This window comes from Bacillus sp. SB49 (assembly GCF_000469135.2).
Lineage (GTDB): Bacteria > Bacillota > Bacilli > Bacillales > Halobacillaceae > Halobacillus.
This window is the reverse complement of sequence record NZ_CP048117.1, coordinates 546,894-562,103: the sequence shown is the minus strand read 5'-3', so window position 1 is coordinate 562,103 and position 15,210 is coordinate 546,894. Positions and strand designations below refer to the sequence as shown.

The following is a 15,210-nucleotide window of genomic DNA, read 5'->3' as shown; positions in this document are numbered from 1 at the left end:
TTCGTACCCTCCTTATAAAACGTATCCATTCCTTTCTGAAATCGCTTTCGAAACTGTCAATAAAGATTCAGAAACGAATTCGTAACGCCCGAGGACCCTTGTTTTGGGACCGGCTGTGCTGATTGCCGCAACCATTTCGCCGGCAGCATTATAGATAGGAGCTGCCAAGCAATACAATCCCACTTCATTCTCTTCATCATCAATCGCGAAACCCTGTTCACGAAAGCCCGCGAACTGCTCTTTCAATGCTTGAGGATCTGTAAGGGTCTTACTTGTAATCGGTTCCAATTTCATGTTCGAAAGAAGATGGTCACTGACAGGTTCCGGCATAAAAGCTAAGAAGGCTTTTCCAAGACCCGTACAGTACAACGGTTTCCGCATCCCGATCTGTGCAGTCGTCCGTATAGACCGATAATTATCGAATTTCGCCACATAGACAAGTTCTTCTTCAATCATCATTGCCATGAATACCGTCTCCTCGACCTTCTCCATCAATTCACGGAGATAAGGACGTGCATCGGCATAGACATCGAGTGTCTCTAAAGCTCTCGTTCCAATCTGTACGAGCTTCGGACCGAGTTTATATACTTTCCCTTCAGCCACCGTAAGGAAATGCCGTTTCTGCATCGTCTGCAGCAGTTGGAATGTACTGCTTTGCGGCAGAGCCAACTGGGCGGCGATTTCTTTAAGGGAAAGACCGTTGGGATAATCCTTCAAGTGATCCAATATAGAAATGACACGATCTGCTGATTTGACCGTCATTTTCCTCACCTTCCCATTCACATATGTAAATCGGCTTCTCATATGTAAATTTCATACACAACACTATCACAATGAACCGCTTTCATCAATAGATTGACAGAATTTTTTCAAATGAAAGTTTCATCTCTTCGTTTATACCAAATAAAAAAACTGCCAGTAATATACTGGCAGTTTTCCCATTTATTCTGTTGCCTTCTTACGATAGACGAAGCCTGCTCCTGCTGCAGCAAGCACTCCGAATGCGATCCACATCCAAATGTACTGGCCTTGATCACTCATACCGCCCAAACCTGTGTCAGGCATTGCATCAGGCATTTCTGTACCGAATTGTTCCGGCATCTGCATCACGATCGCATCGCCTAATGTTTCCCCGATACCGAACATGAATGCATACCCTTCGCGGAACGAATCGTATGCTGCTTCATAATCCTCTCCAGCATAGCTTTCGAATGTTTGCAGGACGTCTTCTTCATGAGACCAAACAGCTTCTGTTGCTGCATCTGCTGGAAGATTTCCTTCTGTCGCCGCATCCAGGAATGCACCGAAGTCTTTAGCAAACAACTGCAGACTGTCTTCAGCCATCTGCTTCGCTTCCTCGTCCCCTTCCAGCGCGGCAGATACGACATCTGCTTGTGCATTGATGTGATCCTGCTGCCATACCTGCTCAAACTGTGCCGCACCATCTTCTCCGTAAATTGAGGCAATGGCTGCTGTGAAGTCTTTCGTATGTTCATTTTCTGCCCATGTCACGAAATCATAATCCTCCGCCTGGTCATAGCCCTTCTGCATTTCCAGGACGGCTAATGCAAAGTGCTCGGCTGCCAGTGCATTCAGATTAGAACGAAGATCTGCTGCCTTCGTATCGGCCTTGCTACCTTCGAATTGATCCGGCATTTGAGTCACAATCGCAGTAGATAGCGCTTCACTGACCGTGAACATCCGTTGAAAACCTTCGCGGAACGCCGTATATGCTTCTTGGTAGTCTCCATTTACATAGTGATCGAAGACATTGACTACATCCTGCTCATGCGCTTTCAATGCTTCCTTCGCTGCATCTTCCGGAAGATTTCCGTCCGTAGCGGCTGCCAGGAAACTGCCGAATTCATTTACGAACTCATCTACTTCCGCTTCCGCCATTTCACGTGCATCCGCATCATCATTCTTAGCTGCTTCCACAAACGCGTCTGAATAATCATTGTGGCCGCGGAAAATTTCTTCGAATTGCGCTGCCGCTTCCTCTCCATAGACGGAGGCAATGGCAGGTGTCATATCCGCTGCGTTTTGATCAAGCTTCTCCCATACCTGTTCCGCATCAGGTGCATCGTCATACGACTTCATCATATAAGTAGTCGCAAGGACGAAGTGCTCCGATAAAAGCTGATCCAGTGTCGATCGTAAATCTGCTGCCGGTGTTTTCACCGTAGGACTGTTTGATGCCATGGCGAGGGAGGGTACGAGGAGGACCAACGCCAACATCATGATCGTGATTTTCTTCAAGTGTTTCATCTGACACTCTCCTTTATTAAATAGTTTCTACTCAGCTATCGGAAGAGGAAAAGAATTGGATCACTTTTTTAGAAAAAAATCATAATTTGTCTGAACAATAGAGGGAAAAGCAAATAAAAAAAGCCTCTCCTGTCTAAGGAAAGGCTTGTTAGATCAATATTTAAATGCGGTAAGATCCTGATCGAGCGGATGACCCGTATAGTCCCATATGTCATCCACTTTCACAGCAGCGGATAGAGCGCCTGCTGTGGTATGCTTCCTGTCTACCTGCCGAAGCATACCGGATGTCAGGACGTCACCCATTTGGTTGGAAATAATCAAGACACCAGGCAGGATTACGTTCTGATCTATTGGATGATTAGTGGAATGGGTGTATGTCAACGGCTCTTCGACGGCATAAGGCTCACCCATGAAGTCATAGACATCGTCCGGAGATACCGTTGTCGTCTCAAAGTTATCAAACCCATAATCCAGCAGTTTCTCCGTATCATGGTAAGCGCCGAGCTGCGTACTATTCTTCATCGTGATGGCAACAAGACTGGTACCGTCCCGTTCGGCACTCGTTGCCAATGTGAAGCCAGCCTGTCCGACATACCCCGTCTTGCCTCCAGTCACACCGTCATACGGCATTTCCCGCATCAGCTTATGGTGCGTGTATAACGTCGTATCCCAAGACTCACTGTCCCAGTCTATCTGCTTCTTTCCGAACATTTCTTTAAAGGTATCATTCTTCATCGCATAAGCGGTTATCCGTGCCAAATCCTCCGCTGTCGTCATATGCCGTGGATCAAACAAGCCGTGTGGATTGAAGAAGGTTGTATTCTCCACCCCCACTTCCTCTTTCAGGTATACGTTCAAATCTTTAGCAAACTGCCCCGAGCTTCCGCTGAGGTGCTCCGCAATCGCTACCCCTGCATCGTTTCCTGAATTAAGCAGCAATCCTTGAATGAGCTGACCGAGCCTCATCTGATCGCCTTCTTTGAGGAAGACACTGGATCCGCCTGTTTCACTTGCCTGCTTACTCACTGTTACCGTATCATCCAAATCCCCATGCTCGATAGCGTAGATAGCGGTCGCAATTTTCGTCAAGCTGGCTGGGTACAAACGCTCTTCTGCATTTTTTTCATACAATATCCGTCCTGTATTCGCTTCCATGACAATGCCTGACTCACTATCGATCTGTGGAGTATCCCCGGCTTCTGCGGCAGCAGGAGAGGTTAAGATAAATGGTGCGATAATGAATGCAGCGATTATGGCTATAAATATTCTCACATTCCCTGACCCCTTATTTTTCAAAAATTCGTACTTCCGATTACAAAAACTAGAACCTATTATAATAGCAAATCCCTGGTGTTTCGACATGTTCCGACTCTTTGTAACATAAAATTAATTCCATTGTAATTTTCAATCCAAAAAAAAGAAATTCCAACTCTTATAGAGCGGAATTTCTTCAAGGTGTCGAAACTTATGATGTTCTCTTTTGTTTAAATCCGAATACAATCGTCAGGATGAAAATCAACGCAGCCAAAAGGTAAGCGGTATAGACGACAACCGTCTCATCGGAACCCTGGTTGCGCACACCAATGCCTATGAACGCCCAGACGAAGACGAGCGGATATACCCAATCCTCTTCGCTTACAAGGAAAAATACGGCTAATACCGTGGCGACAACCAGCAGAATAATCGTCCAGACGGTATCAGAAAGACCAAAGCCGTCCCATCCAATATCTGTTAGATAATAGCTGATGTTAGCGATCGTCGCTACACTGATCCACCCTAAATAGATGGAGAATGGCAGAAGATCGAAAAACGATGCCCCGCTTGCTTTCACTGTCGTATACAGCCGGATCAGGGTAAGCAATAGCAGCAGCATGACGATCACGGTCAAACCGAAGTAATTATAATGCCAAAGGAAGATCCATAAACTATTGAGCAGGCTGCTCAGGACGAAAAGTCCACTCGTATTTTGATAAAGCGGCAGATCTCTGCGGCTTGCCGGGAACTGACGCAGCACCCAGATTCCAAGCAGAAGATAAATTAGTCCCCAAATACTGAAGACATACCCTGCCGGTGTAAATAGAACATCGAGGCGGTTGGAAATTTCACCAGTCGTTTGTCCATTCAGCGGCAGCGCGTTCGCAAGTCCGTTAACGACGACGACAAGGATAAACGCCAGGAGATTCAAGATGAATTTACCCATGAAGACACTCCCTTTCCTTTTCCTTTTCTGTTACATAGTATTCCTCTCCTCGCCGGGTTAAAACATAATCATGAAATATCGGTCCTTTGGCCGCTGTAGATGATTTTGATCCTGATTGTACTCTCTCCATCCTTCCTCCATAAAAAAAGCGCAGCTTAACGAATAAGCTGCGCTTTTTTTATCTTTAATAACCTTGGAACAAATCCTGTTGATCCGGGACGTTTTCCAAATAGCTGATCCGGCCCGCTTCGTCCAGACGGGCAATGTCCTTCCCTGTCTGCGTGTACACCTTTCCATTTGCAAGCTTTCCGCACACGGCCCACCGCGTTTCATATGCATCGGTTCCTTCGACTTTTTCCCAACCTTCATACATATGCTTAATGTCTGTATTATTGGTGAATACCTGCTTCATGAACAGCTTCCATTGATCCAGCCCCTGCTTCCTGCTGCCATTTAATACGAAGACCATGTCATCCGTGAACAAACCATTTAACTCTTCCATCGCCTCTTCACTTGTTCGGGAACGATCAAAAAGATCGAAATATTTATCTAAATTCATGCTTATTATTCCTCCTGCAAATCTCGCTGTCTTTTTTCCACTAGTAGGTACTTTACACCGCTATATGAGAAAAATCCAGCATCGTGCTTCCTCAAAAAAAGTCACCGCTGTAAGGCGGTGACTTTTCCATTTATGATTTCACAACGGCGGCAAGTTCAGGCTGATCCACCAACTGCACTTCTGAAACAGAAGAGTGCTCTAATTCCAGTATGACCAGTTCATTTCCTTGCTCCTTCAACAGCGGGCCTGGGACGTAGATCCGCTTTTGAGGACCGGCTGTGTTCCAATATCTCCCCAGATTGAACCCGTTTACGAAGAGATTCCCCTTCGTGAACCCTTCACTGTCGATGTAAGTGTCGTGTCTCCCCGGCGCATCGAACGTACCGCGGAAGAATTTCGGATAACGGGAGTCCTCCTGCTTTGCGTAGCTTTCAGGAAGGATATCCAATTCAACGGCGTACATCTCCCATTCAAAGAAATACTGCTCCCCGAGCCAAATATTCTTCGTCAAGCCTTTACGATCCTCCAGATGCTCACCGTAGTTGGCTCTTCCCATATTCTCGACGAGGATTTCCAGCGTATTGATCTTTTCCGGGAAAACGAGTGTCGTTTTCTTCTGTTCGTCATTGATATAAATGGTTTTCTGATACGTACCATTAACGTAAATAAAAGCACGGTCATGAACGGCTTCGATCCCCATACTCAGCTCTCCGGAGCGGTTGACGGTCGTCTTATAAAGGGTGTAGCCATAAGCCTGGTCAATTTCCTCCATAGAGAGCGGCTTTATGTGTGCCGTCCGCTTCCCGATTTCGGCAAGGGTATCGAACAGACTTACGCCCTCCTCCACTTCCACCCTGCCGTAAGCTTCGGATGAAAGCACAGACTCATAGTCGGCCGGGACGGTTTGGTAGTCGGCAAGGATGGATTTCACTGCATTGTATTTCTCTGTGATCGCTCCACTCTCTGTCAACAAGCTGTCATAATCATAGCTTGTAATCGTAGGGTAGTAGACATCATAGTGGTTGGCTCCGTTCATGAACCCGAAGTTCGTGCCGCCATGGAACATGTAGAAGTTGACCGATGCTTTTCGTTCCATCAATTCTCTGAAGACAGCCGCAGCATCTCCTGCGTCACGGGTGTGATGCTCCCCTGTCCAATAATCGAACCAGCCGATCCAAAATTCTGCAACCATCTTCGGTGAACCCGTCTTGAATGCATCCAGACGTTCAAACGCCTGCTCCACCTTGGAACCGAAGTTCAACGTTGTCGTCACGTCCGGGAGTGATCCCTGTTCGATAAAGTCTGGACCGTCTGATGTGAAGAGGAAGGTATCCAGACCATGCTGCTCGTATTGTTTCTTAAGGAACGTCAAATATTTCTGATCATTGCCGTAGGCGCCGTACTCATTCTCAATCTGCATCGCGATGATCGGACCGCCGTTCTGGTATAGGTGCGGGACGAACTTAGGAAGTAGCTCTTTGTAATAACTTTCTACGTACGACAGATAAACGGGATCACTGCTTCTCATGACAACATCCTTGTCCTTCAGCAGCCAGGAGGGAAGCCCTCCCATCTCCCATTCGGCACAAATATACGGGGCTGGACGGACGATCACATAGAGTCCCAGATCGGCCGCTGTCTGTATGAAACCTTCGATATCGGCTAAGCCCGAGAATTCGAACTCCCCTCTGCGCGGTTCATGCAGGTTCCAAGGGACATACGTTTCTACCGTATTCAATCCGAGAGCCTTCAATTTTTCCAGTCTGTCTTCCCAGTGCTCCGGGACGGTACGGAAATAGTGAATGGCACCGGAAAGGATTTGAAAGGGCTTATCATTTAAAAGAAATTGACCGTTTTCAGCTGTAAGCATGGCGCTCCTCCTTCTTCATTTGGACGATCTTAAATGTCACACTTCTTCCTGAATACAAGCGAGGCGGACCGCTATCAGATGGTGGGCACCATGGACACCCTGAACTGGAATGGCCCGCTCTTCAGCTGATACTTCTCCAATACATCCGGTCCACAGCTTGCAGACCCCAACCCATGCTGGCGATGGTCTATCAAAAGCGTCAGGAAGTCTTCTTTTTTCAGGTCATACGTATGTTTGGCAGCTTCCAAGTTTTCGACAGTGTAATAGTGGGCGTTGAAGTCGAACAAAGAAGCACTCTTCACCTGCAAACCTATCCCATCTAAACGATGAAGCTTCATCCAGCGGACTTCATGACGATTCCCGTTCTCCTGAGGGAAGACATAAGGAGTACGAAGCTCCTCTACGTGCTTGGACCATACTCCGATACGGGCCGCCTGCCTGCTGTCGATATAAGCTTCACCCGGTCCACGTCCGAACCATTTTACGTGATCCAGTCCGGCTGGGAGTTCCATTTTCAAACCAATCCTCGGGAAAGTTTCCGGGGGTTTTCCGTAAGGTTCCCCTTCCACCTGAAGGTCGATAATGCCATCTTCCTGTACAAGGTAACGATAGGTCACGTCCAAGCCCCAGTTCAGGGACGGTGGAGCCACACGTGTTTCTACCGTAACCTCCATCCAGTTATCAGCATGTGCTTGATAATGAAGCGATCGCAGGCGATGACGCATATCCGAAAGCCCGGCGTCTCTCCACTCTTTTATCGAAGGGGTTTCCTTCCATTGATCCTGTCCCCATAGGTCATTGTCAATAGGCGCCCTCCACAGATGAAGAGCAGGGCCTTTCTCGAGCATGGATATCCCTTGATACGTCCATTCCGTCAGCATGCCGTCCTTCTTCGACCATATGGCGGTGAAAGAATCTCCGTCCAAGCGAAGGTGTCGCTCGTCCTCTACCCGTGTAATCGGCGAATGGGTCTCTGCTTGATTATTAACCGCCAATCGCTGTGCCGGAAGCTCAAACTGCGCCCAGGCAATCTCGTGCCCAGTCTCCGCCCAGTCTGTTTCGTGAGCGAGCCTGCATTCTACTGTCAGCCATACTTCCTCTTCGAACGCTTTATCCTTCAGAGATAGAAAAGGAATGTCCACCGTTTTCGATTCGCCCGGCATGATCCCTTCTAATGAAACCACTCCACTATCCAGACAGCGTTCTCCTTCCATCACTTTCCAGGAAGCGTGCAGGTGGTCAAGAGAAAGGAAATCATAGCGGTTGGTTACGTCGATTGTCCCTTTTGCAAGGTCTGCCGCTTCCATACGTACAGGTTCTATCACCTTTTTGTATTCTGCAAGCGCCGGAGACGGGGTGCGGTCCGGCATGACCAAACCGTCGATAACGAAATTGGAATCGTGAGGACGTTCACCGAAGTCCCCTCCGTAGGCATAATACTCCTCACCGTCTTCGTTCGTCTGTAAGATTCCGTGGTCCAGCCATTCCCATACGAATCCTCCCTGCAGACGGTCGTATCGATAAAAGGTATCCCAGTACTCCTGCAATCCTCCAGGTCCGTTCCCCATGGCATGGGCATATTCACACAATATGTGCGGCTTCTTCAAATCCTTACGCTTCCCTAATGCCTCCATTTCTTCTACAGACGTGTACATCGTTGTAAATACATCGGAAGCTTCCGGATCTATTTTCGGATCATAGAAGCGTTCCGAGGAAGCAAGGGCGCGACTCTCCCCTTCATAATGAACCAGACGCGTGTCATCATATTCTTTCACCCAGCGGGCCATCTCCTGATGGTTGCTTCCGAAACCGGACTCATTCCCAAGCGACCACATGATGATGGACGGGCGGTTCTTATCCCGGGCAACCATCCGCTTCATTCGGTCTACATAAGCATCTTTCCATTCAGGGTCATCACTCAGTGCATTCCAGTCCCCGATGACTTCGAAACCATGGCATTCCAAATCCGCTTCATCAATGACGTACAAGCCGTATTGATCACACAAGTCATAGAATCTTGGATCGTTAGGATAGTGGGCCGTACGGACGGCGTTGATGTTATGCTGCTTCATCAAAAGAACATCTTGTTTCATCCACTCGAAAGGAACGGCACGGCCTAGTTCCGGATGGTGATCATGGCGGTTGACGCCTTTCAGTTTCACAGCAGCGCCGTTGACAAGGAATTGTCCATCTACAAGCTCAATGGAACGGAACCCGACTTTCAAAGGGATAATCTCTACGGTCTTTCCTTCCCCGTCTTTCAAGGTAAGGAGTAACGTATATAAGTAAGGATCTTCTGAAGACCAAAGCCGTGGCTTCATTACAGAGAATTCACGGACAGGTGCCAGGTCTTCCAACGGATCATGGATTTCGGAGAATACAGGCTGCTTCTCTTTATCAAAGAATTGATAGTCAAGCGAATAACCGGATATGTCTTTTCCTGTTCCGTTCTCCACCTTGGTTTCCACGACCAACTCTGCGACATCGGACGATTGTTTCCATACCGTCTTCACGAAGATATCGTCGATATGTACTTTTGGAACGACAAGCAAATAGACATCCCGAAAGATGCCGCTCAACCACCACATATCCTGATCTTCTATATACGAACCGTCCGACCATTGATATACCCGAACGGCGATTCTGTTCGTACCTGCTTTAAGAAACGGAGTAAGGTCGAACTCAGAGGGGATACGGCTTCCCTGGCTGTATCCTGCCTCTTTTCCGTTCACCCATAAATGGAAAGCACTGTCTACTCCTTCGAATTTGACGAATACTTTCTCCTCCAGCCACTCCTCAGGAACATAGAATTCCCGTACATAGGACCCTGTCGGATTCTCATCCGGTACATAGGGTGGATCGACAGGGAATGGATAGACAACGTTCGTATAAGCCGGTTTCCCATAGCCGTGCATCTGCCAGGACGAGGGGACCGGAAGCTCCTCCCAATCCATGACATCATAATTCGTTTCATAGAAACGTTCCGGGGCATCAAGCGGATTTTCAGCATAATGGAACTTCCAATTTCCGTTGAGAGATTGGAAGGAAGGCGAACACTCCCTCTCAAACGTCCATGCTGCCTGTTCCTTTTTATAAGGAAAGAAGTGTGCCCGCTCTCTTCTACGATTCCGTTCCAACACCTTGATATTTTCATAATCATGCGGCTTTAATTCCATGGATGAACCTCCTTATATCAGCTGTTTCTCTTAACCTTTGACAGAACCCATCATTCCAGCTACGAAATGCTTCTGCATAATGAAGAATACAAGCGCTGTCGGCAGTGTCGCGATAACAATGGCAGTCATGATTACTCCGTAATCCGGAGAATATCCTGCACCAAGATTGGAAATTAACAACGGGATCGTCTGGTTTTCAGGCGACTGCAAAATGACCAACGGCCATAGATAGTTGTTCCAGCTGTTCATAAATGCAATGATCGCTGCAGCTGCATACGTCGTTTTCATTGTAGGCAGGTAGATACGGAAGAAGATACCCAGCTCACTCAACCCGTCCATACGCCCGGCTTCCACTAATTCCTTCGCGAACATCTTCGTATTCTGACGGAAGAAGAAGATAAAGAATGCCGTAATGACGGTCGGCAGGATGGCAGCCGCGAGGGTATCGATTCCAAGAAACGGGATGGTGGAAGATACGCCTCCGAACAAACGGTAAAGCGGAATCATGATGGCTGCAAACGGAATCATCATAGAAAGAAGAAGAACATTAAATATGCGGTCCTTGCCCGGTGAGCGGTAAATTTCAAACCCATAACCAGCAAGGGAACCGATCAACAAAGTCAAAAATGTCGTGATGACGGCAATGATCGTAGAGTTTACGAGCGCCGTGACGACATCCACTGACTCGAACAACACACGGATGTTTTCAAATAGATGGGTACCCGGCAGCAAGCGCCCTTGAGTAACGTCCACCGACTTGTTGGTCATGCTCACAATCATCCACAAAAACGGGAAGATAGAGAACAACGCCGCGACACTCAAAAACACATAGACACCGATTCGTTTTGCTTTCTTCATTTTTCTTCACCTGCCACTTTAAATTGAATTAGCGAGAAGATAACCACAAGGATAACGATTACGTAAGATACAGTCGCTGCATAACCAAAATCAGGGCTGTACTTGAATGATAGATTATAGATGTACATGGAGATAGATAGGGTTGCGTTACCCGGTCCACCACCTGTGATGTTCATGATTTCATCAAAGATCTGAAGTGTTCCGATCGTAGACATGATGGAAGTGAACAAGATGATCGGCTTTAACATAGGGACAGTAATATAGAAGAAACGTTGAATGCTTGACGCACCGTCTATTTTTGCCGCCTCATACATGGACTTATCTACGTTCTGCAAGGCCGATAGATAGAAAATCATATTGTAACCCGTCCAGCGCCATGTGATGGCAAGAATGATCGTGATCTTGGCAAGCAGTGGATCCGCCAGCCAGTTCAACGGTTCCGAAATGAGAGAAAGATCCAACAGGAACGTGTTGATTAAACCATCGACACCGAATAAGTATTTAAAGATAACTGCATAGGCGACCAATGAAGTGACACACGGAAGGAAAATTGCCGTCCGGAAAAATCCTTTGAATTTCAACGTCGAATCATTCAGGATGACCGAAAAGACCAGAGCCAGAATGATCATGACAGGCACTTGCACAAGAAGATAAATGAACGTGTTTGTCAGAGCTGCTATGAAGGTGGGATCACTGAAGAGGCGAATATAGTTATCCAGCCCTACATATTCAAGATTGGCTCCCATACCGGATTGGAAGGACAGCAGCAAAGCTCGTAACATTGGATAGAAATAGAACACTGCGATTCCAAGAATGGCAATGATGATGAACAACCAACCGACATAATTCTTTTTAAACCACCGTTTCGTTCCGTTCTTCTTACTTTTCTCCACATAAGTAGAACTGGTACTTTCCATGGAATTGCTCATTTTGTACTTCCTCCTCTTTCCGCCTGATCCACACTTTTTTGTAAAGAAAGGGATTCTTCGAAAGCATGAACACTTCCCAAGAACCCCTTTTTTAGTGAATCAGTCCTGACTGATTTCTAACGGAATTATTTCAACTGCGCTTCTGCCTGAGCTTGAGCATCTGCGAGCACAGCATCCAATTCTTTTCCGTTCAAGTAGTTCTGCATTTCCGCTACAAGGATATCTTCAATGGCGTACGTGTGCGTTCCGTAATCGACAGCCGGGATCTCGTTTGTCCATTCAGACAAGTCAGAGACCAATTTCTGTCCGCCGAAGAATTCGCTTTCCTGCTGATAAGCTTCTCCCTCTGCTGCTGGAGAGTACGTAGCGACAGCTCCTACTTCCGTAATTAGATCCTGATAGAAATCAGTATTGCTTCCGAAAGTTTCACCCAGGAATTCAGCTGCTTTCTCTTTCCCATCGATGTTCAACACATAGAAGGAGCTTCCTCCAAGGTTCGATGCGTTGACGGCACCCTCTACATCAAGTTTTGGAATTGGAGCGACCGCCCATTTACCGGACTGGGATTCTTCCGCCATGATGCTTGCACCGATCCAGTTACCAGTCGGAACTGTCGCAATGTCTCCACTGTTAAAGGCAGCGACATATTGACTCCAGTCTGAATTCGCTTTCACAATATCCGCTTCCATCATGGACTTGTAAGTTTCGAACGCTTTCTTCAGTGCTTCGTTACCTTCAATGTTCAATGTTTCTCCATCTTCCTCGACATACCATTTACCAGCAGACTGGATCATGGCACGGACGATTCCAAGATCATTAGGATCCATGGAAACCATGTCTTTTCCTGTTTTCTCTTTCACGTCTTTACCGATGGCAATGAATTCATCCCACGTGATGTCTGTCAGATCTTCTTTCGTATAACCGGCTTCTTCCAAGTAGTCCGTACGGAAGTAAAGCCCCATAACGCCTGTATCAAAAGGAAGTCCGTACTGCTTTCCATCCAAGCTCGTCGGAGCGATCTTATAGGATGCGAAATCATCTGGATTCATATAATCATCAATTGGATAAAAAGCATCAGGATAAGATTTCAAGAAACTTTGAGCACGCTGGTCTTCAATCAGAACGATGTTCGGCATACCTTTCATTGTTCCGGAACTGAGTCCTGTATTCAATTTCTGTACGATATCATCTTGAGCATTTTCAATAATTTCGATTTCTGCATCGCCTTCGTAGGCATCTTTAGCAATTTCCAATGCTGCTATATTGAACTTCGGATCCCACGCCCATGCTGTGACTTTATTGGAATCTTCCCCACCTCCATCACTACCGCTCGATTCATCCGAAGAACAAGCAGCAAGTGTGAAAATAGCGATCAGAGCTAAAGCGAACACCCAACTTTTCTTAAAAAGAAAACCTTTCACAACGAAAACCCCCTTTTATTTGTAAGCGTTATCATTACGCCTATATTTATCATAACGGATAAAAAAAAAGACCGTTAGAACGATCTTTAGAAAATTATTTAACTATCTTTGGAGTTTCTATGATTACGATGGACCTATTTTGGTATTATTTATAGGTATGGTCATATCTTTAGGATTTCCTTCGAGTAATGGTAGAACTATTTTCACTTTCGTGCCCTTTTTCCACTCACTGGCTATTTCTACTCCGTAATGTTCTCCGAACAACATCTGGATTCGATCATGTACGTTCCGAATCCCTATACCGCTGAACAACTTTCGTTTCTCCTTCTGATTTCGGAACGTTTCCATCCGCATGCCGTCTCCTGTATCCACAACTTCACAGACCAGTTTGTCCTCCCGCTGGGCAATGAGAATTTGAATGAAGCCTTCCTTTTTGTCCGTAAATGCATGAAAGAAAGCATTTTCCAGGAAAGGCTGGATCACCAGCTTAGGTAAATGATAATGAAGACAGTCAGGGGAAATAAGCGTATTCACCTTAATTTTGTTTCCATAACGCATCCGATTAATAAGGATATAGTGCTCGATGTTCGCAGCTTCCTGCTCTACGGTAATGGTTTCATCCACGTTTCCGAGTGCATTCTGCAGCAAAGGAATAAGCGCATCGATCGTATCGAATGCTTCTTCTTTCTTCCCTTCTTTCACCATGAATTTAACAGAAGTCAACGTATTGTATAAGAAATGGGGATTGATCTGGTGTTGAAGGGCCTCAAGTTCCGCTTTTCTCGCCTGCCGCTGCGTTTTCAGCAGAATATCCACATGATCCTGAAGCTCGTTCAACATATAATTGAAAGCCTCGCCGAGCTTTCTGGCTTCGTATCCACCCTCTTCGTCTACCGGCTTTCGGAAATCGTATTTTGACATATTGGAAATCTGTCCGACCAGCCTGCTCAAGGAATTGGTCATCCTCCTCGATATAATGAATACGATTCCTACGGCCAAGATGACGATTCCTACGCTGATCATCACCAGTTCCTTCGTATCAATCAAGTTATTGACGACGACCTCCTGATCGATCAAATTAATGACATACATGTCCAAAGCCGGCAGAGATTCTGACATCATTAAATAGTCCTTATCGAACGCCTCCGCATCTCTATATTCCTTACGGTTTACATCGGAAGCTTCTGCAACGGAAAGAAGGTGCGGGGTACGGCGTCCGATCCATTCAGACCTATTACTGGAAACGATCTCCCCCTGGCCGTTCATGACAAGCACACTATTCCCTTCACTCGTAAACCCTTCATAAAAGGCGTGAACGTCCCTTTCCCGGATGGGAATATATACATATCCATAGATATTGCCAGTCGACCTTTCCGTCAAGGCTTTAGAAGCAACGACCATATCTCTGCCATTTGAAATTTCACTGGCAGGAATGAATTGGTACAGAATTTCGTCCGGGTTCTTCTGCAGATTTTCTGTAATTGGATGGTTGATCAGAGCATCTGCAGTGACAGGCCAATGGTTATATTTCATATTGAACAGACGGCCATTGTTGCCAAGTACGATCATATTAGCCTGATTCAGACTATCTGTATAAATACGGTCCAGCTGTTCTGTAATCCCGTAGTACGACTTCGATTCTTCTACCGAATTCATATCCTCTCTCGTCAGCAGTCGCTTGATCGTCCCGTTATCCTGGACATTCATGGTAGTAGATGCGACTGCATTACTGAAAGATTCGAATTCCTGCTTGATCTGATTCAACACTTTCGTATTGGTAATACTGAAGGTTTCCATGAATAAATTATTGGACATTCGAATCGTACTGAAGGCAATTAAGACCGAAACAGCGACAATACTGATCACCATGACCAAAAACATCTTCATGAACAACCGATTGTTCCGAATAAATTCTCGCAGTCTTTTCAT

The 15,210-nt window shown here is 46.4% G+C and carries 11 protein-coding genes; all 11 read right to left on the bottom strand.

Annotation, left to right across the window (positions count from 1 at the left end):
• Positions 1–12: 12 nt before the first annotated feature.
• The 11 genes from M662_RS02900 to M662_RS02850 all read right to left on the bottom strand — a co-directional run bounded on the left by M662_RS02900 (position 13) and on the right by M662_RS02850 (position 15,210).
• Positions 13–762, bottom strand: coding sequence for an IclR family transcriptional regulator (locus M662_RS02900; protein ID WP_008636414.1), 750 nt, complete (start codon positions 760–762; stop codon positions 13–15).
• 180 nt (positions 763–942) lie between these two features.
• Positions 943–2,268 carry a hypothetical protein gene (locus M662_RS02895; protein WP_026578771.1) on the bottom strand — a complete coding sequence of 442 codons (1,326 nt, stop codon included), beginning with the start codon at positions 2,266–2,268 and terminating at the stop codon, positions 943–945.
• Positions 2,269–2,421: 153 nt separating this feature from the next.
• Complete coding sequence (locus tag M662_RS02890) at positions 2,422–3,540, bottom strand: D-alanyl-D-alanine carboxypeptidase family protein (protein ID WP_026578772.1); 1,119 nt, start codon at positions 3,538–3,540, stop codon at positions 2,422–2,424.
• A gap of 193 nt (positions 3,541–3,733) precedes the next feature.
• Positions 3,734–4,468, bottom strand: coding sequence for a tryptophan-rich sensory protein (locus tag M662_RS02885; RefSeq protein ID WP_026578773.1), 735 nt, complete (start codon positions 4,466–4,468; stop codon positions 3,734–3,736).
• Between the two features lie 184 nt (positions 4,469–4,652).
• Entirely contained in the window at positions 4,653–5,027 is a 375-nt protein-coding gene (locus M662_RS02880; protein WP_008636410.1) for a nuclear transport factor 2 family protein, read from the bottom strand.
• Positions 5,028–5,157: 130 nt separating this feature from the next.
• Positions 5,158–6,897 carry a glycoside hydrolase family 35 protein gene (locus tag M662_RS02875; RefSeq protein ID WP_008636409.1) on the bottom strand — a complete coding sequence of 580 codons (1,740 nt, stop codon included), beginning with the start codon at positions 6,895–6,897 and terminating at the stop codon, positions 5,158–5,160.
• Between the two features lie 74 nt (positions 6,898–6,971).
• Positions 6,972–10,073, bottom strand: a complete 3,102-nt coding sequence (locus M662_RS02870; protein ID WP_026578774.1) for a beta-galactosidase, LacZ type — start codon at positions 10,071–10,073, stop codon at positions 6,972–6,974.
• Positions 10,074–10,103: 30 nt separating this feature from the next.
• On the bottom strand, positions 10,104–10,931 hold the full coding sequence (locus M662_RS02865) for a carbohydrate ABC transporter permease (RefSeq protein WP_008636407.1): 828 nt from the start codon (positions 10,929–10,931) through the stop codon (positions 10,104–10,106).
• Complete coding sequence (locus M662_RS02860; RefSeq protein ID WP_008636406.1) at positions 10,928–11,860, bottom strand: carbohydrate ABC transporter permease; 933 nt, start codon at positions 11,858–11,860, stop codon at positions 10,928–10,930. The genes M662_RS02865 and M662_RS02860 overlap by 4 nt, the downstream gene beginning before the upstream one ends.
• A gap of 125 nt (positions 11,861–11,985) precedes the next feature.
• The gene (locus M662_RS02855; protein ID WP_008636405.1) at positions 11,986–13,281 is read right to left on the bottom strand and encodes an ABC transporter substrate-binding protein; all 1,296 of its coding nucleotides are present in this window, start codon (positions 13,279–13,281) and stop codon (positions 11,986–11,988) included.
• A 123-nt stretch (positions 13,282–13,404) separates the two neighbouring features.
• Positions 13,405–15,210, bottom strand: a complete 1,806-nt coding sequence (locus tag M662_RS02850; RefSeq protein WP_008636404.1) for a cache domain-containing sensor histidine kinase — start codon at positions 15,208–15,210, stop codon at positions 13,405–13,407.

Coding starts and splice junctions, on each gene's coding strand:
- M662_RS02900 (WP_008636414.1), bottom strand. CDS start 762: ATGACGGTCAAATCAGCAGATCGTGTCATTTCTATATTGGATCACTTG.
- M662_RS02895 (WP_026578771.1), bottom strand. CDS start 2,268: ATGAAACACTTGAAGAAAATCACGATCATGATGTTGGCGTTGGTCCTC.
- M662_RS02885 (WP_026578773.1), bottom strand. CDS start 4,468: ATGGGTAAATTCATCTTGAATCTCCTGGCGTTTATCCTTGTCGTCGTC.
- M662_RS02880 (WP_008636410.1), bottom strand. CDS start 5,027: ATGAATTTAGATAAATATTTCGATCTTTTTGATCGTTCCCGAACAAGT.
- M662_RS02875 (WP_008636409.1), bottom strand. CDS start 6,897: ATGCTTACAGCTGAAAACGGTCAATTTCTTTTAAATGATAAGCCCTTT.
- M662_RS02870 (WP_026578774.1), bottom strand. CDS start 10,073: ATGGAATTAAAGCCGCATGATTATGAAAATATCAAGGTGTTGGAACGG.
- M662_RS02865 (WP_008636407.1), bottom strand. CDS start 10,931: ATGAAGAAAGCAAAACGAATCGGTGTCTATGTGTTTTTGAGTGTCGCG.
- M662_RS02860 (WP_008636406.1), bottom strand. CDS start 11,860: ATGAGCAATTCCATGGAAAGTACCAGTTCTACTTATGTGGAGAAAAGT.
- M662_RS02850 (WP_008636404.1), bottom strand. CDS start 15,210: ATGAAAAGACTGCGAGAATTTATTCGGAACAATCGGTTGTTCATGAAG.